Source organism: Streptomyces sp. NPDC048639 (genome assembly GCF_043199075.1).
Taxonomy (GTDB): domain Bacteria; phylum Actinomycetota; class Actinomycetes; order Streptomycetales; family Streptomycetaceae; genus Streptomyces.
In genome coordinates, this window is record NZ_JBICVP010000006.1 from 92,152 (window position 1) to 116,989 (window position 24,838).

Here is a 24,838-nt window from a genome sequence, read left to right on the forward strand (position 1 = left end):
CGCATGTCCTGCGCGCGCACCGCACCGTAGCGCCGGTCCGCCCGTCGGCCGGGAAGGACGGGCGGTCACCGCCGGCCGCACGCAGCATCGTGCCGGACGGGAGAGACGGGCAGGGGAAGGGCCAGGGCCAGGGGGCGCGGACTCGTCAGGTGGGGCGCGACCTCGTCAGGTGGGGGTTCGGCCGGGGGCGGCTCAACTCCCCTGTGCCGTGAGGCAGTCGTGGACGGACCGGACCAGGGCCTGGGCCCGGGGGTCCGCAGTGACGTTTTTCTGCATGCCGTTCGTGACGTAGGCGAAGGCCGTGCCCGACTCCGGATCGGCGAAGGCCAGGGAGCCTCCGCGCCCCGGGTGGCCGAAGGAGCCCGGTGACAGCAGCGGGCAGGCCGGCCCGTGGAGCATGTAGCCCAGCCCGAAGCGGGTGTTGACGACGAGGACGCGGTCCGGGCCCGCGGACTCCTCGGTCCGCGCGAGGGTGAGGGTCGCGGGGGCGAAGAGGCGACGGCCGGTGCTTGAGTCCGGACCGATCAGCGCGGCGTAGAACCGGGCCAGGGAGCGGGCCGTGGCAACACCGTTGGACGCGGGCAGTTCCGCGGCGCGGTAGGCCGGATCGTTCTCGTCCGGAAGCGGGTCGATGGCGCCGAAGGCACGGCGCGTGAGGGAGGACGGGTCGCGATAGGCGTCGGTGACCGTGCGCTTGGGACGGACGCGCAGTCCGTGGGAGACGGGCCGCGGCGGCGCCTCGACGTCGGCCAGGCGGCCGGTCCGCGCCTGCTCGCGCACGGGAAGGCCGAGCCAGAGGTCGAGTCCGAGCGGCCCCGCGATCTCCTCGGCGACCCAGCGGCCGATGCTCCGCCCGGTGACCCGGCGGACGATTTCACCGAGGAGCCAGCTGTAGGTCTGGGCGTGGTAACCGTGCGCGGTGCCCGGCTCCCACTCCGGCGCCTGCGCGGCCACGGCCTCGGGCCCAGAGACGGCGTCGGTGGCCCGTGCCGGGGAGAGCGGGGTGTCGAGCACGGGCACGCCGGCGCGGTGGGTGAGCAGATGCCGTACGAGCACCCGGTCCTTGCCCGCCGCCTTGAACTCGGGCCAGTACGTGCGGACGGGGGCGTCGAGGTCGAGCCGGCCGCGCTGGTGCAGCATCAGGGGTACGGCGGCGGCGACGCCCTTGGTGGCGGAGCGTACGACCTGGGCGGTGTTCTCGTTCCAGGGTTCCGGAGTCGTGCCGGTGTCCGCACCGGACACGGACGCGGCGTCGGCGCCCGCGTCGGCATCGGCATCGGCATCGGCATCGGCATCGGCCGAACCCGCCCACAGGTCCACGACCTTGTGCCCGTCCGCGTACACGGCGACGGCCGCCCCGCGGTCCCCGCGCTGCTCGAAGTTGCGGACGAACGCGTCCCGGACCGGCTCGAAGCCGTCGGCCACCCTGCCCTGGACGTCCACCACGGGTCCGCTCTCCCCCTTGAAACTCGTTGCACCGACAACCTCCCATAGTGCCTGGAGGCCATCGCGGCAGCGCACGCGGGGCGGCGCCACCGCCCGGACGCGGTCGGAGCCGCGTCCCGTACGGGCCGGTAGGAGGGCGAGCGCCTGTAGGGTCCCGGATCAGCGCCGGGCCGAACCCGTGCCCGCGCCCGGCGCACGTGTCCACCCCCCACGGCCAGGAGGTCACATGGTGCGCAGACAGGCTCTCACGACGGGGATGACGGGGCTGGCGGTCGCCTGCGCCGTCGCGTTCACCGCGGCCCCCGCCACCGCAACCGCCACCGCGAAGAGCACCCCGGGCGCCTCCCGCGGCGACTGCCCACGGCTGAGCACGAGCCTGAAGTGGTACGGCGAGAACCGCGAAAAACTCCAGCGCATGATCGACGAAGTGGGCCTCTGCTCCGGTGAGGGGCGCGAGGAGCGCGACGGACAGCGGCCGGTGGCGGCGTTCGACTGGGACAACACCGTCGTCAAGAACGACGTCTCCGACGCCACGCTCGCCTGGATGCTGAAGCACGACAAGGTCCTTCAGCCGCGGAGCTGGAAGTCCACCAACAAGTGGCTGACCGACGACGCGCACCGTGCCCTGACCCGCGCCTGCGGCACGTCCGTCCCCGCGGGCCGCCCGCTGCCGACGTCCACCGACACCGACTGCACCGACGAGATCCTCGACGTCTACCTGGAGGAGGAGACCTCGGGCGGCAAGGCGGCGTTCGCCGGCGAGTGGAACCACCGGCGCACCGTCCCCGGATACGTGTGGCTCACCCAGCTCTTCGCCGGTCACAGCCCCGCCGCCCTGACGGCCTTCGCGCGCGAGGCGCGTACGGAGGCCCTTGCCGCGCCGGTCGGCTCGGAGCAGAAGGTCGGCACCCACACCATGGCCGGGTACGTCCGCTACTACGACCAACAGCGCGATCTCATCCGGACGTTGCAGAAGGCCGGGTTCGACGTCTGGATCGTCTCGGCGTCCGCGGAGCCGATCGTCCGTGCCTGGACCCCGGGTGCCGGAATCGACGGGAACCGCGTCATCGGCGTACGGAACGTCGTCGAGGACGGCCGGCTCACCAACGGCGTCGAGGGCTGCGGCGATGTGAAGGACGACACCGGCGGAGAGGTGCTGACCTACATGGACGGCAAGCGCTGCTGGCTCAACAAGGTCGTCTACGGCATCGACGGCGCCGAGGCCTTCCGCCTCCAGGACCCGGCGCACCGCATCGCGTTCGGTGCGGGCGACGCGGAGACCGACGTGACCTTCGTCGACGACGCCACCGCCGGGCATCTTGCCATCAACCGGAACAAGACCGAGCTGATGTGCCGGGCGTACGACAACGCGGACCGGCGCTGGCTGGTCAACCCGATGTTCATCGAGCCCAACCCGCGGCAGAAGACGCCCTACCCGTGCGCGACCGAGGGCTACATGAACACCGACGGCGTGGCGGGCCCGATGCGCCGCGCCGACGGAACGGTCGTCCCCGACCAGAAGGACCGGGTCTTCTGACCCCGTGAGCGGCGCACGGCGGCGTGCGCCGGGGACCGGACCCGCTCCGGCTCCTGGTTCACGCCGTCGGTGCCGTCACCGACCGCGGGTCGAAGCCGAACGGCAGCTCCAGGCGGTGCGTGCGCATCAACTCCTCGTCGCACAGCAGATCCTGGGTACGCCCGTCCGCGGCGATCACCCCGCCGCTGAGCACCACCGACCGCGGGCACAGCTCCAGCGCGTACGGCAGATCGTGCGTCACCATCAGCACGGTGACGTCCAACGACTTGAGGATGTCGGCCAGTTCGCGCCGTGAGGCCGGGTCGAGGTTCGACGACGGCTCGTCGAGGACGAGGATCTCCGGCTCCATGGCGAGCACGGTCGCGACCGCCACCCTCCGCCGCTGCCCGAAGGAGAGGTGGTGGGGCGGCCGGTCGGCGAAGTCCCCCATGCCGACGCGCTCCAGGGCGGTGACGACGCGGGCCTGAAGCTCGGGCCCGCGCAGCCCGGCCGTGGCCGGCCCGAAGGCGACGTCCTCGCGGACGGTCGGCATGAACAACTGGTCGTCGGGGTCCTGGAAGACGATGCCGACGCGGCGGCGGATCTCGGCGAGGTTCCGCTTGCCGACCGGCAGGCCGGCGACGCGCACCGAGCCGGCACCGCCCGCGAGAATGCCGTTGAGGTGCAGGACGAGCGTGGTCTTGCCGGCGCCGTTCGGGCCGAGCAGCGCGACCCGCTCGCCCCGCCCGACGGTCAGATCCACGCCGAAGAGCGCCTGGTGGCCGTCGGGATAGGCGTAGGCGAGACCGGAGACCTCCAGGGAGGGGGCGTCCGCCGCGCCGGAGTGCTGAACTGTCACAGGGTCCATCCCATCAGGCAGACGGCGAGCGCCGCGACGGGCAGGGCTGCGGCGTACGACCACTGGGCGCGGGTGGCTGTCACCTCGTCGATCACCGGCATGGTTCCCGTATGGCCGCGGCTGACCATCGCCAGGTGCACCCGCTCCCCGCGCTCGTAGCTGCGGATGAACAGCGCCCCGGCCGACTTGGCCAGGACGCCCCAATGGCGCACCCCGCGCGCCTCGAAGCCGCGCGAGGCCCGTGCGATACGCATCCGGCGCATCTCGTCGGCGATCACATCGCCGTAGCGGATCATGAAGGAGGCGATCTGGACGAGCAACGGGGGCATCCTCAACCGCTGGAGACCGAGCAGCAGTTCCCGCAGTTCGGTGGTGGCGGCCAGCAGCACCGAGGCGGCGACGCCGAGCGTGCCCTTGGCGAGGATGTTCCAGGCGCCCCACAGCCCGTTCTCGCTGAGCGAGATCCCCGCCACCTCGGTGTGCGGACCGCCCGCCACGAACGGCATCAGCACGGCGAAGGCCAGGAACGGCACCTCGATGAGCATCCGTCCCAGCAGAAATCCGGGCGGGATACGGGCCGTTGCCGCCACGGCGGCGAGCAGCAGCGCGTAGACGCCGAAGGCCCACACCGCCTCGCGGGGGGTGGAGACGACCGTGAGGACGAAGCCCAGGACGGCGGCGAGCTTGCAGTGCGCGGGGAGCCGGTGCACGGGCGAGCGGCCGTGCCGGTAGAGCCTGTGCGCATGCCCGGCTCCCATCGCTCAGCCCTCCTCGGACGCCGCGGAGCCCGCGGCCGGGCGACGGCGGATCACCCAGAACACGCCCGTGCCGACGGCCAGGGTCGCACCCACGCCGATCACGCCCGCGAGCCCCCCGGAGAGGCGGGCGTCGGAGACGTCCTTGGTCTGATAGTCGGCGAGCGGGGAGTCCTTGGCCGCATGGTCCTCGACCTTCTTGTCGATGCCGTGGTCGGCGGCGACCTTCTCCAGGCCGTCGGGCTCGGCGGAGGCGTAGTAGCTGACGACGCCGGCGAGGAAGAGCGTGGCGACGACGCCCACGATCCAGAAGAGCCGGACGCCGCCGGTCCGGCGGACGGGCGCGGGGGTGTTGCCGGTGGTGTCGGTGCTGGCGGCCATCAGACGTTCCGCTCCTCGGTCTCCTGGGTGCCCGGGCGGCCCGCGCCCGCCTTCCGGTCGGCTGCGACGGGCTCGACGGTGCGGTCGGCGGCGACCGGTGCGGGCGTCTTCCGGTCGGCTGCGACCGGCGCGGCCGGGACCGCGGCGGGGGCGGTGCGCAGCGTGAGCGGCCGCGCGAGACCGCGCGCGCCGTACACCAGGTCGGGGCGTACGGCGACGACCGCGCCCACCGTGAGGGCCGTGATCGCCGCCTCGCCGAGGCCGATGAGGGTGTGGACGCCGACCATGGCGGTGAAGACCGTGCCGATCGGCACGTCGGCGGTGCCGCCGACGGCGTAGAGACCGGTGAAGGCGACCGCGGCCGCCGGTACGGACACCAGGGCCGCGGCGAAGGCGGCGGCGGTGAGCGAGCCGCGGCTCGGCGGCAGGACCTTCAGCAGGCCGCGGAAGAGCCCGTAGGCGACGACGACCGTCACGACGCCCATGACGGTGATGTTGACGCCGAGGGCGGTGAGCCCGCCGTCCGCGAACAGCACCCCCTGCATCAGCAGGACCACGGAGACGCAGAGGACGCCGGTGTACGGGCCGACGAGTATCGCGGCGAGCGCGCCGCCCAGCAGATGTCCGCTGGTGGCGACGCCGACGGGGAAGTTGAGCATCTGCACGGCGAAGATGAAGGCGGCGACGAGACCGGCGAGCGGCGCGGTGCGCTCGCCCCCGAGCCCGTCGGCGGAGGCGAGTTCGCGCCGGGCGCCGCGGAGGCTGACGGCGACCGCGGCTGCGGCGACCACCCCCGTGGCCACCGACACCGGTGCGTTGATGAATCCGTCCGGGACATGCATGGCGGGTCTCCGCTCCTGCGATCCGTCGTGGGTCGTACTTTCTGCGGCTGCGCTGTGTGCACCGGGGTGCGGGAAGTGCAGCGTTTCGGTCGAGCGTTTCCGGTCAACCGCTCGATGATAGTCGCTACCTGCGAACCCTTTGCAAGAGCGGGTACGCCGCGAAAGCGAGCACATTCCGCCCCGCACGCCCCCGGTCCGGCGGCCCTCTCGGCCGTGCCTTCCGGATCGCCTCGGTCCCGCGCCGGGGATGGCGGGACAGCCCTTGGGTGGCGGCCCGGCCCGTACGGCCGAATCCTGAAGTCATGACCAGGGCCGCCGAGCCGCCTGCCGGGCCGCCTGCCGGGCCGGGCTCCGCCGAGCCGCTGACGTCCGGGCCGCCCGCGCTGAGCCGGCGCCGGACGAACGCCGTGTTCGCGACGATCGTGCTCGGGCTGATGCTCGCCGCCCTCGACCAGTTGATCATCTCGACGGCGCTGCCCACGATCGTGGCGGAGCTGGGCGGCGCGGGGCACATGGCCTGGGTCGTGACCGCGTACCTGCTCACCGAGACGGTCGCGACCGTGCTGGTCGGCCGGTTCGGCGACGTCTTCGGGCGGAAGGTGGTCTTCCAGGTCAGCGCGGTCGTCTTCGTCCTCGGCTCGGTCGCGGCGGGGGTGGCCGGCAGCATGCCCGTACTGATCACGGGCCGGGCGATCCAGGGCGCGGGGGCGGGCGGCCTCATGGTCACGGCCATGGCGCTGATCGCCGATGTCATCCCGCTGCGGCAGCGTGGCCGGTACCAGGGCGCGCTGGGCGCGGTCTTCGGCATCACCACGGTGGTCGGCCCGACCCTGGGCGGGTTCCTCACCGACCAGGCCACCTGGCGCTGGTGCTTCTACGTGAACATCCCCATCGCCGTCGTCATGGTCGTCATGGCGGCCCGGACGATTCCCGCGGTCCGGGCGGCGGTGCGTCCGGTGATCGACTACAAGGGCATCGTGCTGGTCGCGCTGGGGGCCTCGGGCCTCGTCCTCGCCCTGGAGTGGGGCGGACGGGTCTACGCGTGGGACTCGCCGATCGTCATCGGGCTGCTCGCCGTCTCGGTCGCGCTGCTGACCGCGTTCGTCTTCGCCGAGTTCCGGGCGAAGGAGCCGGTGATCCCGATGGACCTCTTCCGGAACCCGGTGTTCACGGTCTGCTCGATCCTCAGCTTCATCGTCGGTTTCTCGCTGCTCGGCGCCCTGACGTATCTGCCGACCTATCTGCAGTACGTCGACGGGATCACCGCGACCGCGTCCGGGGTGCTCACCCTGCCCCTGGTGGTCGGGCTGCTGGGGACGGCCGTGCTGTCGGGCGAGGTGGTCAGCCGTACGGGCAGATACCGCGTGTTCCCCATCATCGGCACCGGCTTGATGACGCTCGGCCTGCTGCTCATGTCCACGATGGGGGTGAGTACGGGTGTGTGGCTGGAGACCCTGTGCATGTTCGTGCTGGGTCTCGGCATCGGGCTGACCATGCAGGTGCTGATGATCGCGGTGCAGAACACGGTCCCGTACCACGAGCTGGGCGCCGCGACGTCCGGCGTCACCTTCTTCCGCACGCTCGGCGCCGCGTTCGGCACAGCCATCTTCGGGAGCCTCTACAGCGGCAGGCTGGAGCCCAACCTCGCGCGGGCGCACGCCGAGGCGCCGGGGGTACCGGATGCGGTGGTGCAGAACCCGGAGGGGCTGCACGGGCTGGACGCGGACCTGGCGGCCCCGTTCATCAAGGCGTACGCCGAGACCGTCAACGATGTCTTCCTGTGGGTCGTGCCGGTCGCGCTCGCCGGGTTCCTGGTGTCCTGGTTCCTCAAGGAGGTGCCGCTGCGGGACAGCGCGCGGGCCGGGGCGCTGGACATCGGCGAGGGGTTCGCGGCGCCCGACGGACCGGACACGGACCTGCAGTTGGCGCGGGCCGTCGCCGCGGTGATGCGCAGGACCGAGGAACCGCTGACCGCTCAGCTCCTCGCCGACTGCCGCAGCGGGCTGTCGGCGGGCGAGGCATGGGCGCTCGGCCAGATCCACTGGCGGTCCCGGGCCGGGCGGCGTACGGACCCGGAGGCGGTGGCCGCCGCCCACAGGATGCCGGCGGAGGTTCTGGAGCCGGTGTTCCGGCGGGTCGTGGACGCGGGGGTCGCGGCGTGGGACGCGGACGGCGGTCTGCGTCTCTCGGCCGCCGGGCGGTCCGAGATCGACCGCCTCACGCACGCCTGGCGGCACTGGCTCGACGCCCAGCTGGAGGACTGGGACGTCAGCGACCCGGACGACCGGGCCCGGCTCGACCGGGCGCTGGACCACCTGGCCGAGGAGCTCCTGGAAGAGGACGAGGCACGGTACGCGCGGACACCGGTGTGACGCCCGCCGCCTCCGTGCGTACGCGGTTGCGGAGCAGGCCGCGGTGCCCAACGGGGCGTACGCGGTTGCGGAGCAGGCCGCGGTGCCCACCGGGCCGTGCCTCCTGGTGCCCAACGGGCCGTGCCCGCCCGCCCGTTGAGAGGCGAGCGGGCACGGGGCACCGTCGGTGGGTCAGACCCGGCTGAGCTCCGGGTCCGCGGCGTCCCCCGCCGCGGCCGGGCCGTCCGCCGTCTCCACGGCGGTCGGCTTCCGCAGCCGCTCCCCCTCGACGTCCACATTCGGCAGCACCTTGTCCATCCAGCGCGGCAGCCACCAGGCGGACTTGCCGAGCAGGGCGAGCACTGCCGGAACGATCGCCATGCGCACCACGAAGGCGTCGAAGGCGACCGCGACGGCCAGGCCGAAGCCGATCATCTTGACCATCGACTCGGAGGAGCCGATGAATCCGGCGAAGACGCTGATCATGATGACGGCGGCCGCGGTGACGACCCGGGCACCGTGCCGGAAGCCCGTGACGACGGCCTGGCCCGGCCGCTCGCCGTGGACGTACGCCTCACGCATCCGGGTCACCAGGAAGACCTCGTAGTCCATCGCCAGGCCGAACACGACGCCCACCATGAAGATCGGCACCATGCTCATCACCGGGCCGGTCTGCTCGACGCCGAAGACATCGGCGAGCCAGCCCCACTGGAAGACCGCGACGACCGCGCCGAGTGCGGCGACGACCGACAGCAGGAAGCCGAGCGCCGCCTTGAGCGGAACCAGGATGGACCGGAAGACCACCATCAGCAGCAGGAAGGCGAGCCCGACGACGAGCCCGAGGTAGGGCACCAGCGCGTCGTTGAGCTTCTTCGAGACGTCGATGTTCATCGCGGTCGTGCCGGTCACGAGCGTGTCCGCGCCGGTGTCCGCCCTGAGGCCGTCCGCCGCGTCCCGGATGTCCGCGACGAGGTTCTCGGTGTCCGAACCACTGGGCTTGGACTTCGGAATCACCGTCAGCATGGCGGTGTTGCCGGACTTGTTGAAGGTGGCCGGGGTGACTGCAGCGACACCGTCGAGGCGGGAGACGGTCTTCACCACACGCTTGGTGGCGGCCTTCGGATCGTCGCTGTCCGCGGTGTCCACGGCCAGCATGAGCGGCCCGTTGACGCCGGGGCCGAAGGACTCGGCCAGGGTGTCGTACGCCTTGCGCTGGGTCGTGCTGGTCGGCTTCGCGCCGTCGTCGGGCAGACCGAGCTCCAGCGAGCTGACGGGCAGGGCGACGGCGCCGAGTCCGATGACACCGGCCAGCAGCACCATCACGGGGCGGCGCAGGACGAAACGGGCCCAACGGGTGCCCAGGTTGGGCTTCTCCTCGGCGGCTCCCGCCGCCTGCTCCCCGTCCTCGCGGGCCGAAGCGGCCGCCTTCTTGCGGGTCTTGCGGCCCAGGACGCGCCCGCCCGCATAGCCGAGAAGCGCCGGGATCATGGTGAGGGCGATCAGGACGGCGATGGCGACGGTTCCGGCGGCGGCCATGCCCATCTTCGTCAGCATCGGGATGTTGACGACCGCGAGGCCGACGAGGGCGATGACGACGGTGAGTCCGGCGAAGACGACCGCCGAACCCGCCGTGCCCACGGCGCGGCCTGCGGCCTCCTCGGGCTTGTTCCCCTCCAGGAGTTCGGCCCGGAAGCGGGAGACGATGAAGAGCGCGTAGTCGATACCGACGGCGAGACCGATCATCGTCGCCAGGGTGGCCGTGGTGCTGGACAGATCGAGGGCGCTGCTGAGCGCGGTGATCGAGGAGACCCCGATGCCCACCCCGATCAGCGCGGTGAGGAGCGGCATTCCGGCGGCGACGAGCGAGCCGAAGGTGATGACGAGGACGACCGCCGAGACGGCGATACCGATGACCTCACCGGCCCCGGTCTCGGGTATGGACTCCAGGGCGTCACCGCCGATCTCGACCGTCAGGCCCGCGTCGCGCCCGTCGTCCGCGGCGTCCTTCAGCTCCTCGCGCGTGGACTCCTTGAGCTCGAACGCAGAGACGTCGTACGAGACCTGGGCGAAGGCGGTCGTACGGTCCTTGCTGACGGCCTTGGCCTTGTACGGGTCGGTGACATGGCCGACCTGCTTGCCGTCCCCGAGTTCCGCGACGACCTTCAGCGCCGCCGACCGGTTGGCCGGGTCGGTCATCTTCTCGCCCTTCGGGGCCTTGAAGACCACACGGCCGGTGGCGCCGTCGAAATTGCTGCCCGGGAAGCGCTCGTCGAGCAGGTCGAACGCCTTCTGGGCCTCGGTACCGGGAATGGAGAAGGAGTTGGAGGTGGCGGCGGGCGCACTGGCCGCGCCGACTCCCACGGCGACCAGCAGCGCCACCCATATGAGGGCGACGAAGTGGCGCCGGCGGAAGGCGAACCGGCCCAGTTTGTACAGGAATGTGGCCATGACGAGATGGGCTCCCGTGGGGTCAAGGGGTCGATGAGGGTGTGCGGTACCGGCCCGGCGACGAGAGCGGCGCGCCGGAGCGAGAACCCGATATGCGGTTGTGCGGGGAGATCTGGGGGGTCAGACGCCGAGGACGGGGAAGATCACGGCGTGGACGAAGCGGGCGAGATGGTCTCTGTCGGCCGGAAGGTCCTCGATCAGCTGACGGGTGAGGAACGCGCCGATCAGCAACTGCGGGACCCACTCCAGGGCGGGCAGGTCGGCCGGGACCTCACCGCGGGCGACGGCCCGCTGGAGCATCACGTTGATGCTGTCGATCTCCGGCTGGATCTTGAACCGGCGCAGCGCCGCGTGGAGATCCTCGTTCTGGTAGACGGCGTGGGCGAGCCCGCGCAGGAGTGCGGTGTCCATCTCCATCCGGTCGTCGTCGGAGGAGTCCAGCAGTTCCTGCATATCGCCGCGCAGGCTGCCGGTGTCGACTTCGGCGGGCGAGACGGGCTGGATGTGCCCCAGGGCGCGGGCGACCAGTTCGGGCTTGCTGTTCCACTGGCGGTAGAGGGTCGCCTTGCTGGAGCGGGTTCTTGCTGCGATGGCGTCCATGGTCAGCGCGTCGTAGCCCACCTCGCGCAGGAGGGCGAGCACCGCCTCGTACAGCTCGCTCTCCCGCTCCGGGGTGAGCCGGGTGCGGCGCGCCTGGGGGCGCGGTTCCGTCTGCATCCGCGTGCACCTCCTCGGGCCACTCTCGACACTCGCGCTATCGACACGAAACCGTTTCGTACACAACGAGAGTAGGCGGCGGGTCGATCGAAACGCAAACGTTTCGCTATGTGGTCCGCGTCACGAGTTGCCGGGCCCCGGACCGGGCGCGGACATTGGAGGGGTGAGCGACCGTGCGTACCTCCGGTTCCCGCACGTCCACGAGAACCTGGTCTGCTTCGCCACCGAGGACGACCTGTGGGTGGCCCCGATCGCTCCGCCGGGCGAACCGGCGGAGCGGGCCTGGCGGGTGACCGTCGACCGGACCCGGATCGGCCACCCCCGCTTCTCCCCCGACGGCAGCCGGATCGCGTTCACGACGTGGCGCAGCCTCGACCCCGAGATCCATCTCGCACCGACCGACGGAGGCCCCGCCCGACGCCTCACCTACTGGGGCAGCACCGACACCCGCGTCTGCGGCTGGAGCCCCGACGAGCACATCCTCGCGGTCGCCTCGCACCGCCAGCCCTTCTCGTACTTCTCCTGGGGCTACAAGGTGCCCACCGACGGCTCGCCCGGCGGCCGGCTGCCCTGGGGCCCCATCGCCGACATCGCGGTCGCCGATGTCGGCGGAGAGCATCTGACCCTGCTGCTCACGGGCAAGCCGCCGCACGAGCCCGCCTCGTGGAAGCGCTACCGGGGCGGAGCGACGGGACGGCTGTACCTGCAGTGCGAACGGCTGCTGCCCGGTCTCGGCGGGCATCTGGACTGCCCGATGTTCGTCGGCGACCGCATCGCGTTCCTCTCCGACCACGAGGGGACCGGCAATCTCTACTCCTGCGCCCACGACGGCTCCGATCTGCGCCGCCACACCGACCACGCGGAGTTCTACGCACGCCACGCCTCGACCGACGGATCACACGTGGTCTACCAGTGCGCCGGCGACCTGTGGCTGGCCGAGGACCTCTCGCCCGACGGCGTGCCGCGGCGGCTGGACCTGCGGCTCGGCAGCCCGCGCACCGGGCGGCGCATCTACCAGATCCCGGCCGCCTCGCACGTCGCCTCCCTCGCCGTGGACGCCACGGGGCGGGCGAGCGCGGTCTGCGTCCGCGGCAGCCTGTACTGGCTCACCCACCGCGACGGCCCCGCCCGCACGATCACCGACACCCCGGGCGTACGGGTCCGGCGCCCCAGGATGCTCGGCTCCTCCGGGCGGATCGCGTACGTCACGGACGCGGAGGGCGAGGACGCGATCGAGATCGCGGACCTGCCCCGGGCCGGGAGCGCGCGCGAGCCGCGCCGGATCGCCGCCGGCGAGCTGGGCCGGGTGCACGAACTGGCCGCGTCACCGGACGGCGAGCGGCTCGCGGTCGCGGCGCACGACGGACGGCTGCTGATCGTCGACGCGAGCGAGGGCGGCGGGGAGGGGAACGGCGACGGAGCGAGCGGCGGGGGTGACGGGCCCGGACGCACGGCGGTGCACGAACCTGGACCGGTCATCGAGGTGGTCCGCTCCGCCAACGGGCCCGTGCGCGACCTCGCCTTCTCCCCCGACTCGGAGTGGATCACCTGGTCCCACCCCGGCATCGGGCGCACGCTCCGGCAGATCAGCATGGCCCGCCTGGCCGACGGCGGAGTCGTCGAGGTGACGGACGGCCGGTTCGAGGACGAGCAGCCGGTGTTCACCCGCGACGGGCGCTATCTCGCCTTCCTCTCCTGGCGCGGCTTCGACCCCGTCTACGACGTGCACACCGGTGACCTGTCCTTCCCGCTGGGCTGCCGCCCGTACCTCGTACCTCTGTCCTCCGCGACACCCTCGCCCTTCGCCCTCTCCCCCGAAGGCCGCCCCGCCGCCGGGGGGTTGGACCCGGACGCCTCGGCCCAGGGGGACGGCACCGTGACGGTCGAGGCCGAGGGGCTGGCGAGCCGGGTGACGCCGTTCCCCGTCGCGGCGTCCAAGTACTCCTCGCTCCAGCCGGTCGCGGGCGGCGGACTGGTCTGGATGCGCTGGCCCATCTCCGGTGCGCTGGGCGAGACCTTCGCCAACCCCGCCGACACCTCCGGCAAGCCGACCCTGGAGCACTTCGACCTCGCCCGGGCCCGCCGCACCGAACTGGTCACCCATCTCGACCGGTTCGCCCTCAGCGGCGACGGCACCCGGCTCGTGCTCGACGACGACGACGAGCTGCGCGCGGTACCGGCGATCGAGCCCGGCGACAGCGACTCGACCGTCCACCTCGACCTGCGGCGCATCCAGCACCAGGTGGACCCGGCGGCGGAGTGGCGGCAGGCGTACGCGGAGACCGGGCGCATCGCCCGCGCCTACTTCTGGGACCCGGGGATGTGCGGGGTGGACTGGGACGGGGTGCTGGACCGGTACCGGCCCCTGGTCGAACGGGTCGCGTCCCCGGACGAGTTCGCCGATCTGCTGCGCGAGGTGATGGGTGAGCTGGGCACCTCCCACGCCTACGTCAGCCCCGGCCGGCGCAGCGAGGGACCGCCGCACTACCAGCGGCCGATCGGCCTGCTCGGCGCCAACCTCGGCCGTACGGCGGACGGCCGGTGGACCGTGGCGCGCATCCTGCCCGGCGAGTCCTCCGATTCCCGTGCGCGTTCACCGCTCGCCGGTTCCGGCATCCGGGAAGGCTCGATCCTCACGCAGGTGGACGGGCGTCCGGTGGATCCGGTGGCGGGGCCGTACCCGCTCCTGACCGCGGCCGGCGGGACGACCGTGGAGCTGACCTTCCTGCCTCCCGGAGGCGAGGGCCCGCCGCGGCGCATCGCCGTCCAACCGCTCATCGACGAGCGGACGTTGCGCTACCAGGACTGGGTGAACAAGCGGCGCGAGGTCGTACGCGAGACCAGCGGCGGCCGGTGCGGCTATCTGCACATCCCCGACATGGGCGGCTCGGGCTGGGCGCAGTTCAACCGCGATCTGCGGAAGGAGATGGCGCACGACGCACTGATCGTGGACGTCCGCGGCAACGCGGGCGGCAACATCAGCGAGCTGGTCATCGAGAAGCTGACCCGTCGCGTGCTCGGCTGGGACCTGACGCGCAACGCCCAGCCGGTGTCCTACACCTCCCACGCCCCGCGCGGTCCGATCGTCGCGCTCGCGGACGAAATGACCTCCTCCGACGGCGACATGATCACCGCGGCCATCAAACTCCTGGGCCTGGGGCCGGTGGTGGGCCTGCGGACCTGGGGCGGGGTGGTCGGCATGACCGGGCGGCACCGGCTCGGCGACGGCACGGTCATCACGGTGCCGATGAACGCCGCATGGTTCGAGGGGTACGGGTGGGGCGTGGAGAACCACGGGGTGGAGCCGGACATCGAGGTGGACCGCACCCCGCTCGACTGGGCCGAGGGGCGCCACCGGCAACTCGACGACGCGGTGGAGCTCGCGCTGGAACTTCTGGAGCGGCACCCGGCCAAGGGCCCGCCGGACCACTCCGACGTGCCGGACCTGCACCGGCCCGAACTGCCGCCGCGCGACGGGAACTGAGGCGCGTAGGGGCGTACGGCGGGGCGGACTGTGCCGCATCCGGGAGTGCGGCCGGTACCTGAAGAAGGGGCGCACCCGCCGGGGGTGCGCCCCTTCCCCGAAGGCCGAGGAAGCCGTGCGCCCTGCGCACCGGCCCCGTCACCCGCCTCAGCTGTGGGACTCGCCCTGCATGTCGTCGAAGGAGCCCTGACGGCCCTGCTCGCGACCCTCCTGGGAGCGCTCGCCCGGCTTGCCCTGCGGCCGCTGCTGGCCACCACGCTGCGGCTGCGAACCACGCTGGGGCTGCGAACCACGCTGGGGCTGCTGGCCACCGCGCTGCGGCTGCGAACCACGCTGCGGCTGCGAACCGCGCTGCGGGTTCTGGCGCTCGCGGTCGGACTTCTCGCCCTGGTCCCCGCCCTGCTTGTTCTGCTTGGCGCGCTCCATGCGCTCCGCCTTGTCGTGGAACTGGTCCTTGATGGCCATCGATGTCACTCCTCGCTGGGTGAGGGGGCTTGAGCCCCGGACAAGCGTGACATGGGTGGACACTCTTCGCATTTCTACGCCCAAAACTCGCTACGGAGAGCGACAAGGCGCAGCTCAGCGCTGGTGCACGCAGCGCTACGCGCCGTGCTCGGCACGTGTCTTCTCGTCCGCCGCACCGCCTGCGCCCACCAGCCCTCCGCGCATCCCGCCGCTCTCGGCCAGCCTCGGTTCGATCCGGCGCATCTCGCGCTGTCCCACGGTCGCGACGATGCCCGGCAGATAGCCGCGGACCGCCTGCATCCCGCGCAGCCACCACTGCCCGTAGACATGCGCGGAGCGGCGCTCGACGCCGTCGACGATCCGGTCGACGGCCGGCCCCAGCGGATACGTGCGGTTGGCGGGCCAGGGCAGCCGCTGCCGCAACTCGCGCATCACATCGTCCTCGTCGGCCCCGCGCACCATGTCGGTGTCGGTCCAACTCAGGTACGCCACACCGACCTTGACACCCTTGTGGCCCAACTCGCCCCGCAGGCAGTGGGCGTAGGCCTCGACGCCCGCCTTGGACGCGCAGTAGGCCGACATCATCGGCGCCGGGCTGAGCGCGGCGAGCGAGGCGATCTGCAGCAGATAGCCGCGGCTCTCCAGCAGCGCGGGCACGAAGGCGCGGGCGGTGGCGGCGCTGCCGAGCAGATTGACCTCGACGACCCGGTTCCAGGACCGCGCGTCGGAGTCGGGGAACGGACCGCCCGTCGCCACACCGGCGTTGGCCACGACGATGTCGGTCCGGCCGAAGCGCTCACGGACCTCCGCGGCGACCTGCGCCATGGCCTCGCTGTCGGTGACATCGGCGTGCCAGTACATGGACTCGGTCGGCAACCGGTCGGCGACCCGCCGCAGCTCGTCCGGCTCCAGGCCGACCAGGGCGATCTTCACGCCGCGCGCGGCGAGTTTGCGGGCCAGCAACTCGCCCACGCCGCGCGCCGCGCCGGTCACCACCGCGACCCGCCCCTCCAGAGGTGTACGGGCACTCATGACGTCTCCTCCTTGACCTTGGCACTGGTCGGTTCGTCCTGTGCGACCGCGGGCGGGCCCCCGGCGGCCAGGTGATCGCGGACGAGTTCGCGGATCATGCCGACGACGGCGTCCGGCTGCTCGACCGGGGTCATGTGGCCGCGCCCGGCCAACTCGGTGAATCCGACGCAGTCGGGGAGCGCGGCCACGATCCGCCGCGCGTGCACGATCGGGGTGAGCCGGTCGGCCGTGCCCGCGAGGACCGCGGTCGGCACCGTCAGCCGACCCAGGTTCGCTTCCAGGTCCAGTTCGCCGAGGACATGGGCCCATGCGGCGCGTACGCGGGGCGGGCAAGCGTGCACGATACGGGCGCACGCCGCGGTCATCTCCGGCGTCGCGTCGGCACCCATCGTCATGTACTTGAGTATCCGCCGGGCCGGTGACGTGACCGGGCCGAGCGGAAGGCGCGAGCCGAGCAGCGCACGGTGCGCCCGGGTGCGGATGCGCTCGTTGCGCAGCGGCAGCACCCGCGAGTCGGCCAGCAGGCGCGAACTGCCCGTGCTGCACAGCAGGATTGCGGCGGCGTGGGCGCGGAACGCGGTCCGCTCCGCGGCGGCCATGAAGGTCATCGCGCCCATGGAGTGCCCCGCGAGCACGGCGCGTTCCCCGGGTTCGAGGGCCGCCCCGAGCACCGCGTCGAGGTCGTCGGCCAGGACGGTGGTGGTGTAGCCCGCGGGCGAGGCCGCCGGGCTGCGGCCGTGCCCGCGCTGGTCGTAGGCGATCACCCGGAAACCGGCGGCGAGTTCGCGGGCGACCGGGGCCCAGAACGCGGTCGAACAGGTCCAGCCGTGGGCGAGGACGACAGCGGGCGCGCCCTCGGGCCCGTACGTCTCGACATGCAGCCGGGCGCCGTCGGCGGATACGGCGGTCAGCTCGCGGACCGCCACGGGCGGGTCGTACGGGCCCGGGGTGCGCTGGAGCAGACGGCTCATCGGGCATCCTCCCCCGCCGCGACGAGCGATCCGTCCTCGGCCGCCTCGCACCCCTCGGCCACGGCGCCCTCCTCCGCCGGTACGGGACCCCCGCCGGGGCGCAGCACGGCGTACTCGGCGAGATCCACCTGCTTGGTGACGCGACGGAACTCGCCCGTGGTGCCGGGCCAGACGGTGGTGTTGCGGCCGTTCTCGTCCAGGTACCAGCTGTCGCAGCCACCGGTGTTCCACACCGTCCGCTTCATGCGTTCCTGGATGTGCCGGTTCCAGGCGCGGACGGACGAGGGGCGGGCGTCCAGTGCCACCTTGCCGCCCAGGATGTCGAGTTGCCGGAGGTAGTCGGTCATGTAGTTCAGCTGGGCCTCGATGATGAGGATCATCGAGCTGTTCCCCAGGCCGGTGTTGGGGCCGATGATGGTCATGAAGTTGGGGAAGCCGGACGCGCTCGCACCGCGAAGCGCCTCCATCCCGTCCTTCCACGCCTCCGCCAGCGTCCTGCCCCCGACGCCGGTGACGCGCTCGGCGATCGGCATGTCCGTGACGCGGAAGCCGGTGCCGAAGACGATCGCGTCGGCCTCGGTCTCGCTGCCGTCGGCGGCGATCAGCGTCGAGCCGCGGACCTCCGTCAGGCCGGAGGCGACCAGCCCCACATTCGGCTGCGCGAGGGCCGGGTAGTAATCACTGGACAGCAGGATGCGCTTGCAGCCGATGCGGTAGTCGGGCGTGAGCTGCGCCCGCATGACCGGGTCCTTGATGGCCTTGCGCATATGGGATGTGGCCAGGGACTGGATGAACCCGAGCTGCTTCGGACGCTTGGTGAAGGCGCTGACCTGGAGTTCGCGCAGGCCCCAGAGCATCCCGCGGCGCAGGGCCCGGGTGGCCGGCAGGGCGGCGTGCAGGCGGCGTTCGAGCGCGCTGATCTGCCGGTCCATGCGCGGCAGAACCCAGGGCGGGGTGCGCTGGAACAGCGTGAGGCGGTCCACGTCCGGCTGGATCGCGGGCACGATCTGGATCGCCGAGGCGCCCGTGCCCACCATGGCCACGCGCTTGCCGCGCAGGTCGTAGTCGTGGTCCCAGCGCGAGGAGTGGAAGACCTTGCCGGGGAAGGAGTCCAGGCCCGGGACCTCGGGGATCTTCGGGTCGGAGAGCGGCCCCGTCGCGGAGACGACGACGTCCGCGGTGAGCCGGCCGGTCGCGGTCCCGATCTCCCAGTGCAGCGCCCCCTCGTCCCACCGCAGGCTCAGCACTTCGGAGTTGAAGCGGATGTGCGGGCGCAGTCCGAAGGTGTCGGCGACCTTCTCCAGGTACGCGCGGATGTGCGGCTGGCCGGAGAAGTTCCGGGGCCACTCGGGGTTGGGCGCGAAGGAGAACGAGTACAGATGCGAGGGCACGTCGCACGCGCAGCCGGGATAGGTGTTGTCCCGCCAGGTGCCGCCCACCGCGTCGGCCCGCTCCAGGACGGTGAAGTCGGTCAGCCCTGCGCGGCGGAGCCGCACCGCGGCACCCAGTCCGCCGAAACCGGACCCGATCACCGCCACCCGTACGTGGTCGCGCCCCTGCGCTCGCCCGCTGCCCTGGTCATGGTTCCGCCCGGCCATGCCGCTGCCTCCCAGCCCCTGTAAGACAGTGCCAGCAATCACTGGCAACGTTCCGGAGAGTAGAGCAGGACGATACTGATGGGTAGGGGTCGCGCACCGGAAGTTACCGCGGGTTGCACCTGGGGTGCCTGCACGCCCGTATGCCGACATAGGCTGCTGCCGTGGCGAAGGACCAGGAAGCAGCGGAAGCGGCGGCGGCGGCCGAGGCAGCGGGCGGTGCCACGGCACCGAACGCCGGCACCCGCGAGTACCGCGCCGAGGAGCTGGCCGAGGAGGCCGGGATCACCGTCCGCACCCTGCGCTTCTACCGCGAGCGCAAACTCCTCCCCGAGCCGCGCCGCGAAGGCCGGATCGCCTGGTACAACGCACACCATCTGGCCCGGCTGCGGACGATCGCCGCACTGCTCGACCGCGGGCACACCCTCGGCGGCATCGCCGAACTCATCGGCGCCTTCGAGGCCGGGCGGGACGTCGGCGAACTCCTGGGCCTGGAAGGCGGAACGGCCGCCCACTGGTCCGAGGAGACCCCGGTCCGTCTCACCCCCGAGGAACTGGCCGACTACTTCGCCGGCGACGTCACCCCGGAGAACCTCGCGGCCTCGCTCGCCCTGGGCTACGTGGCGGTGGACGGGGACGAGGTCGTGCACGTCAGCCGCCGCCTCCTGGACGCGTCGAGCGAACTGGTCGGCCAGGGCGTCCCCCTGGCCTCGGTCCTCGCCGCGGCCCGCGAGGTCCGCGCCCACGCCGACGAGCTCGCCGGACTGTTCACCGGCCTCGTCCGCACCCACGTCCTGCCCGCCTCGCCGGACGTCGCGGCGGTCGTCGAACGCCTCAGGCCCATCGCGAAGGGGGTCATCGACGCGGAGCTGTCCATGGCGATGGACCGGCGGATACGCAGCGAACTGGGCAGCCTGCCGAAGGACTCCACGAACGGGGCGACCGGCCAGTAACTTGGTTACGGGGCAGGGCGGTCCGCCGCCGCTGCGTGAGCCGGGCCGAGCCTGGCTGTGCGGGCTGGGCTGTGCTGGGCTGCCTGCGAGACCCGGCCTCCGGGCGGGGACGCAGGGGCTGGGACGCAGGGGCCGAGGGTGCGGGAGCTGGATATGCAAGGGCCGGGGGTGCAGGGCGGGAATCCGCCCGGGCACCCGCACGGCGATCGTGACGACCTGGGAACTGGAGACGAGGCCGACCGTGGAGAGCTTTGACGGACTTGCCGAGGCCGACGCACGCGCGTTCACCTCGCGATGGCTGCCCGCCTGGACGGGCAACGACCCCGAGCGGCTCACCGCGTTCTACGCCGACGACGCCGTCTACAGCGACCCCGCGGTGCCACAGGGCGTACGCGGCCGCGACGAGATCCTCGCCTACTTCCGCCGGCTCCTCGCCCGCTACCCGGACTGGGTCTGGACGAACACCGACGTCCGGCCCCTGCGCGGCGGCTTCCTCAACTACTGGCACGCGGAGATCCCGGCCGGCGGCACGGTCGTGGCGTGCGACGGGGTGTGCACGGTGACGCTCAGGGACGGATTGATCACGAGGAACGAGGTGTTCTTCGACCGCGCCCCGCTGCTGGCCGCGATGACGCCCTGAGCGCGTGCGGGATCGGGAGGCCAAGGTCGGGAGGCCAAGGTCGGAAAGCAGGAGCGGGAGGCAGGAGCGGGAGGCAGGGTGGCGGTGGCCCGAAGCGGGGCCAAGGGCCGGGGCCCGAGCCGAGGCCCTGGCCGACGTGCGGGCCGGAGCCGGAGCCGGGACCGGCCCACCCGCGGCGGTCGGTGCCGACGGACCGGCCGGGATTCGCCGTCCCGGGCGGAACCGGTCTCCACGGCCGTACCGGAGGAGCACACTGGGGGCATGTGCCGCAGCATCAAGACTCTCCGCCCGCCCCAGATGGACGACGTCGGCGACGACGACATCAGAGCCGCCGCCCTGCAGTACGTCCGCAAGGTCTCCGGCTTCCAGCACCCGGCCGCGCACAACCGCGAGGTCTTCGACCAGGCGGTCGCCTCGGTGGCCGACTCGACGCGCCAGCTCCTGGACGACCTGGTCGTCCGCGGCTCCGCCTCCCGTGGGAGCGCGAAGACCTGAGCGACGCCGAGCGGCACCGGGCCGCCAACGGCCCGGCCGACGCGGAAGCCCGGCTGCCCGAGTGCCTCCCGCGCCGCGTCGGGCCGCCCGGCAGGCCGGGCGGGCGATGGCCGATGGGCCCGACGGCCCGGCGCGTCCGGCGCGTCCGGTCCGGCGCAGGCCCGCCCCGCGTCAGCCGCGCGAGCGCAACCGCGGCGGGTTGAGCGTTGCCGCGTTCGTGGAGGCACCGCCCGCGATGGCGTCCGCCGCGCCGCGGGCCCAGTCCGCGAGACCGTCGGCGTCGATGCCGTACGGGCGCACCGACCCGTACGGCGCGATGGCGTCGCCAGCCCGGCGGAGCAGCGACTCCGCGCCGCGCGCGTTGCCGCGCGCGGCATGGGTCACGCCGACGGCGAGCTGCGCCAGGCCCTTCCACAGCGCCCGCTCGCCCGGCTCGGACGCCGACTTCCAGGCGTCCTCGAAGACCTCGTGCGCGTGGAACGGCATGCCGTCGTCCAGCAGTTCCTGTGCCTCGGCGAGCGTCTCGCCCGGGGTGCGTACGACGCCCTCCGGCTGACGCTCGACGCCGTCCTCGCCGTAGGGCAGCGGGCGCCCGAGGCCGTCACGCGGCCTGGCATTGCGGGCGCGTCCGCCCTCGTCGCGGTCGCGGCCCGGGCCACTGGATCTGGTCTCGCTCACGGCTCCATGGTGCCTGGTCCCCGGCGGCGGGCGCCCACCCGGCCCGGCGGCCGGCACGTGGGAGTCGCTCTGCGGGCGGCCGGCGCCGTTGCCGAGCGCCTCAGTGCCGGGTCCCGTACGTCACCGTCACCGGTGCGTGGTCGGACCAGCGCAGGTCGTAGCTCGGCGCCCGCTCCACGACGGCCTTCACCGCGCGCTCCGCGAGCCCTCGCGTCGCCACGTGATAGTCGATGCGCCAGCCGCTGTCGTTGTCGAAGGCCTTCCCGCGGTACGACCACCAGGTGTAGGGCCCCACCGCGTCCGGGTGGAGCTGCCGCACCACGTCCGCGTACTCCGCCTCCTCGAACACCCGGGACAGCCAGGCGCGTTCCTCCGGCAGGAAGCCGGAGTTCTTGACGTTGCCCTTCCAGTTCTTCAGGTCGGCCTCGCGGTGGGCGATGTTCCAGTCGCCGCACACCAGCACCTCACGGCCTCCCCCGTAGCCGCCATGGGAGGTGCCCCCAGCCGCGGCCCGCTCGCGCAGCTCCTTCAGATACGGCAGGAACTCGCCCATGAAGCGTTCCTTCTCCTCCTGCCGCTCGGTGCCGACCTCGCCCGAGGGGAGGTAGAGGCTCGCCACCGTCACCCCCGGCAGGTCGATCTCCGCGTACCGTCCGCTGCCGTCGAACTCCGAGGAGCCGAAGCCGATCCGCATCGCTTCCGGCTCGCGCCGCGAGTAGAGCGACACCCCCGCCCGGCCCTTGGCGGCGGCCGGGGCGTGCAGCACGTGCCAGCCCTCCGGCTCCCGTACGGCGTCCGGGAGTTGGCCGGGTTCGGCCCGGACCTCCTGGAGGCAGACCACATCGGCGGAGGTGTCCGCCAGCCACTCCACGAAGCCCTTCCTGGCGGCGGCGCGGAGCCCGTTCACGTTCACGCTTGTCACACTGAGCACCACGGCACCCTACGGGAGCGTGGAGCAGGCTCCGGCCAGGGCTGTCCGCGCCCCACCGCCCGGTCCGCCCGGTCCGCCCGCTGCCGCGCTTCCTTACGATGGCGGTCATGCAGATCCGTACCGTGCGCTTCGACCATCCCGACGCGCTGAAGCTCAACGACCAGGTGCAGCTCGAGTACGCCGTGCGGTACGGCGACGGCGACATGACGCCCTTGGATCCTGCCCAGTTCGACCCACCGCTGGGCCTCTACCTCATCGCGTACGAGGGCACGGAGGCCGTCGCGTCCGGCGGCTGGCGCGCCCAGGAGGCGAACGGGGAGGGCTACGCGAACGGCGACGCCGAGATCAAGCGCATGTACGTGGTGCCGGACGCGCGGGGGCGGGGCCTGGCCCGCCGGATCCTGGCCGCCCTGGAGGACAGCGCACGGTCGGCGGGCCGTGTCCGCATGGTCCTGGAGACCGGCACCAAGCAGCCGGAGGCCATCGGGCTCTACACCTCGTCCGGCTACACCACGGCTCAGAAGTTCGGCTGCTACCGCGAGTACGAGGACAGCCGCTGCTACGCCAAGCCGCTCACCCCATGACGGGGGTCGAGCCAGTGGCGTGAGCCCGGAGGGTGGTCGGGCCCCGCGGATGGTCAGGGGCTCATCGCACGGCCGGGTCCCCTTCGCGCCCGGCCGCGGGGGTGCCCCGCACCTCTCGCGTCACGCGGCCGTCGCGCAGCCGGGCCGCCGGGCCGCCGGGCCGGTCAGCTCCGGTAGGTCTCCAGGAGCCAGAGCCAGATCTCGCTCACCGTCGGGTACGCCGGGACGGCGTGCAGCAGCCGCTCGACCGGCACCTCGCCCGCCACGGCCACCGTCGCCGACTGCAGCAGCTCGGCCACCCCGTGCCCGACGAAGGTGGCCCCGATCAGATGGCCCCGGTCGAGGTCGACGATCATCCGGGCCCTGCCGCGGTAGCCGTCGGCGAACAGCGAGGCGCCGGCCACCTGCCCCAGGTCGTAGTCGACGACCTTCGTCCTGCGGCCCTGGTGCTCGGCCTCGGCCGCCGTCAGCCCGACCGCGGCGACCTCCGGCAGGCTGAACACCACCTGGGGAACGGCCGCCGCATCCGCCGTCGCCACGTGGGCGCCCCACGGCCGGGTGTCCAGCTCCTCCTTGCCCTGCGCGCGGGCGGTGATCACTCCGCCTGTGATCCGCGCCTGGTACTTCCCCTGGTGGGTCAGGAGCGCACGGTGGTTGGCGTCGCCCACCGCGTACAACCAGCCGTCGTCCATCGCCGTGACCCGGCAGGTGTCGTCGACCTCCAGCCAGGCCCCCGGCTCCAGGCCGATCGTCTCCAGGCCGATGTCGCCGGTGCGCGGCGCGCGCCCGGTCGCGAAGAGGACTTCGTCGGCGACCACCTCACCGCCGTCGTCCAGGCTCACCGTGACGGGACCACCCGGCGCCTCCCGCTGTACGGCGGTGGCCGAGACCCCGATTCGGATGTCCGTGCCTGCCTCGCGCAGCGCCTCGGCGACGAACTCCCCCGCGAACGGCTCCATCCGCGGCAGCAGCCCCTCGCCCCGGACGAGCATGGTCACCTGGGAGCCGAGCGCCTGGTAGGCGGTGGCCATCTCCACGCCGACGACACCGCCGCCGACGACCGCGAGCCGCCGCGGTACTTCGTGCGCGCTGGTGGCGTCGCGGCTGATCCACGGCTCGGCCTCCGCGACTCCCGGCAGGTTCGGCACCACGGCCCGGCTCCCCGTACAGACGGCGACGGCATGGCGCGCGGTCAGCGTCCGGGGGCTCCCGTCGGCGGTGTCGACGGTGACCTGGCGCGGGCCGGTGAAGCGCCCGCGGCCCCGTACGAGGTCGATGCCGGCCGAATCGAGCCAGTCGACCTGGGAGTCGTCCTTCCAGTGGTGGGTGAAGCCGTCGCGGCGCGCGAACACGGCGGACGCGTCGAGGCCCCCGTCCACGGCCTGGCGCGCCCCCGCGACCGCCCGGGCCTCGACGAGCGCGGCGGCCGGGCGGAGCAGCGCCTTGCTGGGCATGCAGGCCCAGTAGGAGCACTCGCCACCGATCAGCTCGCTCTCGACGATCACCGTGCGCAGACCGGCCTCCGCCGTACGCCCGGCGAGCACCTCGCCGACCGGTCCTGCGCCGAGCACGATCACGTCGTACGCGTCCTCCTGCATGGGGATCCGCCTCTCGGCTCGGGAAGGATGACCATGGTCGCTCCTGCCATCCTTCCGCCGCTGAGGGAACTCGGCCACATGAATCTCTGGAATACGG

Annotated in this window: 19 protein-coding genes and 1 pseudogene; 7 read left to right on the forward strand and 13 right to left on the reverse strand. The window is 72.7% G+C overall.

The window, feature by feature from the left end; genetic code table 11:
- Positions 1-192: 192 nt before the first annotated feature.
- A complete protein-coding gene (locus ACGFNH_RS17720) occupies positions 193-1,446 on the reverse strand; it encodes a serine hydrolase domain-containing protein (RefSeq protein WP_393654653.1) in 1,254 nt (417 codons plus the stop codon).
- Between the two features lie 226 nt (positions 1,447-1,672).
- Here ACGFNH_RS17720 and ACGFNH_RS17725 point away from each other — a divergent pair, with 226 nt between their 5' ends.
- Positions 1,673-2,983: a haloacid dehalogenase-like hydrolase gene (locus tag ACGFNH_RS17725; protein ID WP_393654655.1), complete on the forward strand. Its 1,311-nt coding sequence runs from the start codon at positions 1,673-1,675 to the stop codon at positions 2,981-2,983.
- 58 nt (positions 2,984-3,041) lie between these two features.
- Here the strand turns inward: ACGFNH_RS17725 and ACGFNH_RS17730 are convergent, their stop codons facing one another.
- The 3 genes and pseudogenes from ACGFNH_RS17730 to ACGFNH_RS17740 all read right to left on the reverse strand — a co-directional run bounded on the left by ACGFNH_RS17730 (position 3,042) and on the right by ACGFNH_RS17740 (position 5,799).
- Positions 3,042-3,830, reverse strand: coding sequence for an energy-coupling factor ABC transporter ATP-binding protein (locus tag ACGFNH_RS17730; protein WP_393654657.1), 789 nt, complete (start codon positions 3,828-3,830; stop codon positions 3,042-3,044).
- On the reverse strand, positions 3,818-4,579 hold the full coding sequence (cbiQ, locus tag ACGFNH_RS17735; protein WP_393654659.1) for a cobalt ECF transporter T component CbiQ: 762 nt from the start codon (positions 4,577-4,579) through the stop codon (positions 3,818-3,820). Before cbiQ ends, ACGFNH_RS17730 begins: the two co-directional genes overlap by 13 nt.
- Before the next feature lie 3 nt (positions 4,580-4,582).
- Positions 4,583-5,799 (reverse strand): annotated as a pseudogene (locus ACGFNH_RS17740) (energy-coupling factor ABC transporter permease).
- A gap of 302 nt (positions 5,800-6,101) precedes the next feature.
- Between ACGFNH_RS17740 and ACGFNH_RS17745 the strand changes: the two are divergent.
- Positions 6,102-8,171, forward strand: coding sequence for a DHA2 family efflux MFS transporter permease subunit (locus tag ACGFNH_RS17745; protein ID WP_393654661.1), 2,070 nt, complete (start codon positions 6,102-6,104; stop codon positions 8,169-8,171).
- A gap of 171 nt (positions 8,172-8,342) precedes the next feature.
- On the opposite strand, the gene ACGFNH_RS17750 is transcribed toward ACGFNH_RS17745, so the two are convergent.
- Both ACGFNH_RS17750 and ACGFNH_RS17755 read right to left on the reverse strand, forming a co-directional pair.
- Complete coding sequence (locus ACGFNH_RS17750; RefSeq protein ID WP_393654663.1) at positions 8,343-10,598, reverse strand: MMPL family transporter; 2,256 nt, start codon at positions 10,596-10,598, stop codon at positions 8,343-8,345.
- Positions 10,599-10,718: 120 nt separating this feature from the next.
- Entirely contained in the window at positions 10,719-11,315 is a 597-nt protein-coding gene (locus ACGFNH_RS17755) for a TetR/AcrR family transcriptional regulator (protein WP_393654665.1), read from the reverse strand.
- A 163-nt stretch (positions 11,316-11,478) separates the two neighbouring features.
- Here ACGFNH_RS17755 and ACGFNH_RS17760 point away from each other — a divergent pair, with 163 nt between their 5' ends.
- Entirely contained in the window at positions 11,479-14,799 is a 3,321-nt protein-coding gene (locus ACGFNH_RS17760) for a S41 family peptidase (RefSeq protein ID WP_393654667.1), read from the forward strand.
- Between the two features lie 147 nt (positions 14,800-14,946).
- Here ACGFNH_RS17760 and ACGFNH_RS17765 read toward each other — a convergent pair whose 3' ends face one another.
- The 4 genes from ACGFNH_RS17765 to ACGFNH_RS17780 all read right to left on the reverse strand — a co-directional run bounded on the left by ACGFNH_RS17765 (position 14,947) and on the right by ACGFNH_RS17780 (position 18,865).
- Positions 14,947-15,264, reverse strand: a complete 318-nt coding sequence (locus ACGFNH_RS17765; protein ID WP_393654668.1) for a hypothetical protein — start codon at positions 15,262-15,264, stop codon at positions 14,947-14,949.
- Positions 15,265-15,399: 135 nt separating this feature from the next.
- Positions 15,400-16,296, reverse strand: a complete 897-nt coding sequence (locus ACGFNH_RS17770) for an SDR family oxidoreductase (protein WP_393654670.1) — start codon at positions 16,294-16,296, stop codon at positions 15,400-15,402.
- Positions 16,293-17,267 carry an alpha/beta fold hydrolase gene (locus tag ACGFNH_RS17775; protein ID WP_393654672.1) on the reverse strand — a complete coding sequence of 325 codons (975 nt, stop codon included), beginning with the start codon at positions 17,265-17,267 and terminating at the stop codon, positions 16,293-16,295. Before ACGFNH_RS17775 ends, ACGFNH_RS17770 begins: the two co-directional genes overlap by 4 nt.
- Positions 17,264-18,865 (reverse strand): flavin-containing monooxygenase, encoded by a 1,602-nt coding sequence (locus ACGFNH_RS17780; protein WP_393654674.1) that lies wholly within the window; start codon positions 18,863-18,865, stop codon positions 17,264-17,266. The genes ACGFNH_RS17775 and ACGFNH_RS17780 overlap by 4 nt, the downstream gene beginning before the upstream one ends.
- 161 nt (positions 18,866-19,026) lie before the next feature.
- On the opposite strand from ACGFNH_RS17780, the gene ACGFNH_RS17785 reads away from it, so the two are divergent.
- The 3 genes from ACGFNH_RS17785 to ACGFNH_RS17795 all read left to right on the forward strand — a co-directional run bounded on the left by ACGFNH_RS17785 (position 19,027) and on the right by ACGFNH_RS17795 (position 20,950).
- A complete protein-coding gene (locus tag ACGFNH_RS17785; RefSeq protein WP_393654676.1) occupies positions 19,027-19,815 on the forward strand; it encodes a MerR family transcriptional regulator in 789 nt (262 codons plus the stop codon).
- A gap of 241 nt (positions 19,816-20,056) precedes the next feature.
- Positions 20,057-20,455 (forward strand): nuclear transport factor 2 family protein, encoded by a 399-nt coding sequence (locus tag ACGFNH_RS17790; RefSeq protein ID WP_393654678.1) that lies wholly within the window; start codon positions 20,057-20,059, stop codon positions 20,453-20,455.
- Positions 20,456-20,716: 261 nt separating this feature from the next.
- Positions 20,717-20,950, forward strand: coding sequence for a DUF2277 domain-containing protein (locus tag ACGFNH_RS17795; protein ID WP_393654680.1), 234 nt, complete (start codon positions 20,717-20,719; stop codon positions 20,948-20,950).
- 171 nt (positions 20,951-21,121) lie between these two features.
- Here ACGFNH_RS17795 and ACGFNH_RS17800 read toward each other — a convergent pair whose 3' ends face one another.
- Both ACGFNH_RS17800 and ACGFNH_RS17805 read right to left on the reverse strand, forming a co-directional pair.
- Entirely contained in the window at positions 21,122-21,628 is a 507-nt protein-coding gene (locus tag ACGFNH_RS17800) for a DUF309 domain-containing protein (protein WP_393654682.1), read from the reverse strand.
- A 100-nt stretch (positions 21,629-21,728) separates the two neighbouring features.
- On the reverse strand, positions 21,729-22,550 hold the full coding sequence (locus ACGFNH_RS17805; RefSeq protein WP_393655388.1) for an exodeoxyribonuclease III: 822 nt from the start codon (positions 22,548-22,550) through the stop codon (positions 21,729-21,731).
- Between the two features lie 116 nt (positions 22,551-22,666).
- Here ACGFNH_RS17805 and ACGFNH_RS17810 point away from each other — a divergent pair, with 116 nt between their 5' ends.
- Positions 22,667-23,143: a GNAT family N-acetyltransferase gene (locus ACGFNH_RS17810; RefSeq protein WP_393654684.1), complete on the forward strand. Its 477-nt coding sequence runs from the start codon at positions 22,667-22,669 to the stop codon at positions 23,141-23,143.
- Between the two features lie 164 nt (positions 23,144-23,307).
- Here the strand turns inward: ACGFNH_RS17810 and ACGFNH_RS17815 are convergent, their stop codons facing one another.
- Entirely contained in the window at positions 23,308-24,741 is a 1,434-nt protein-coding gene (locus tag ACGFNH_RS17815; protein WP_393654686.1) for a dihydrolipoyl dehydrogenase family protein, read from the reverse strand.
- Between the last annotated feature and the right edge of the window lie 97 nt (positions 24,742-24,838).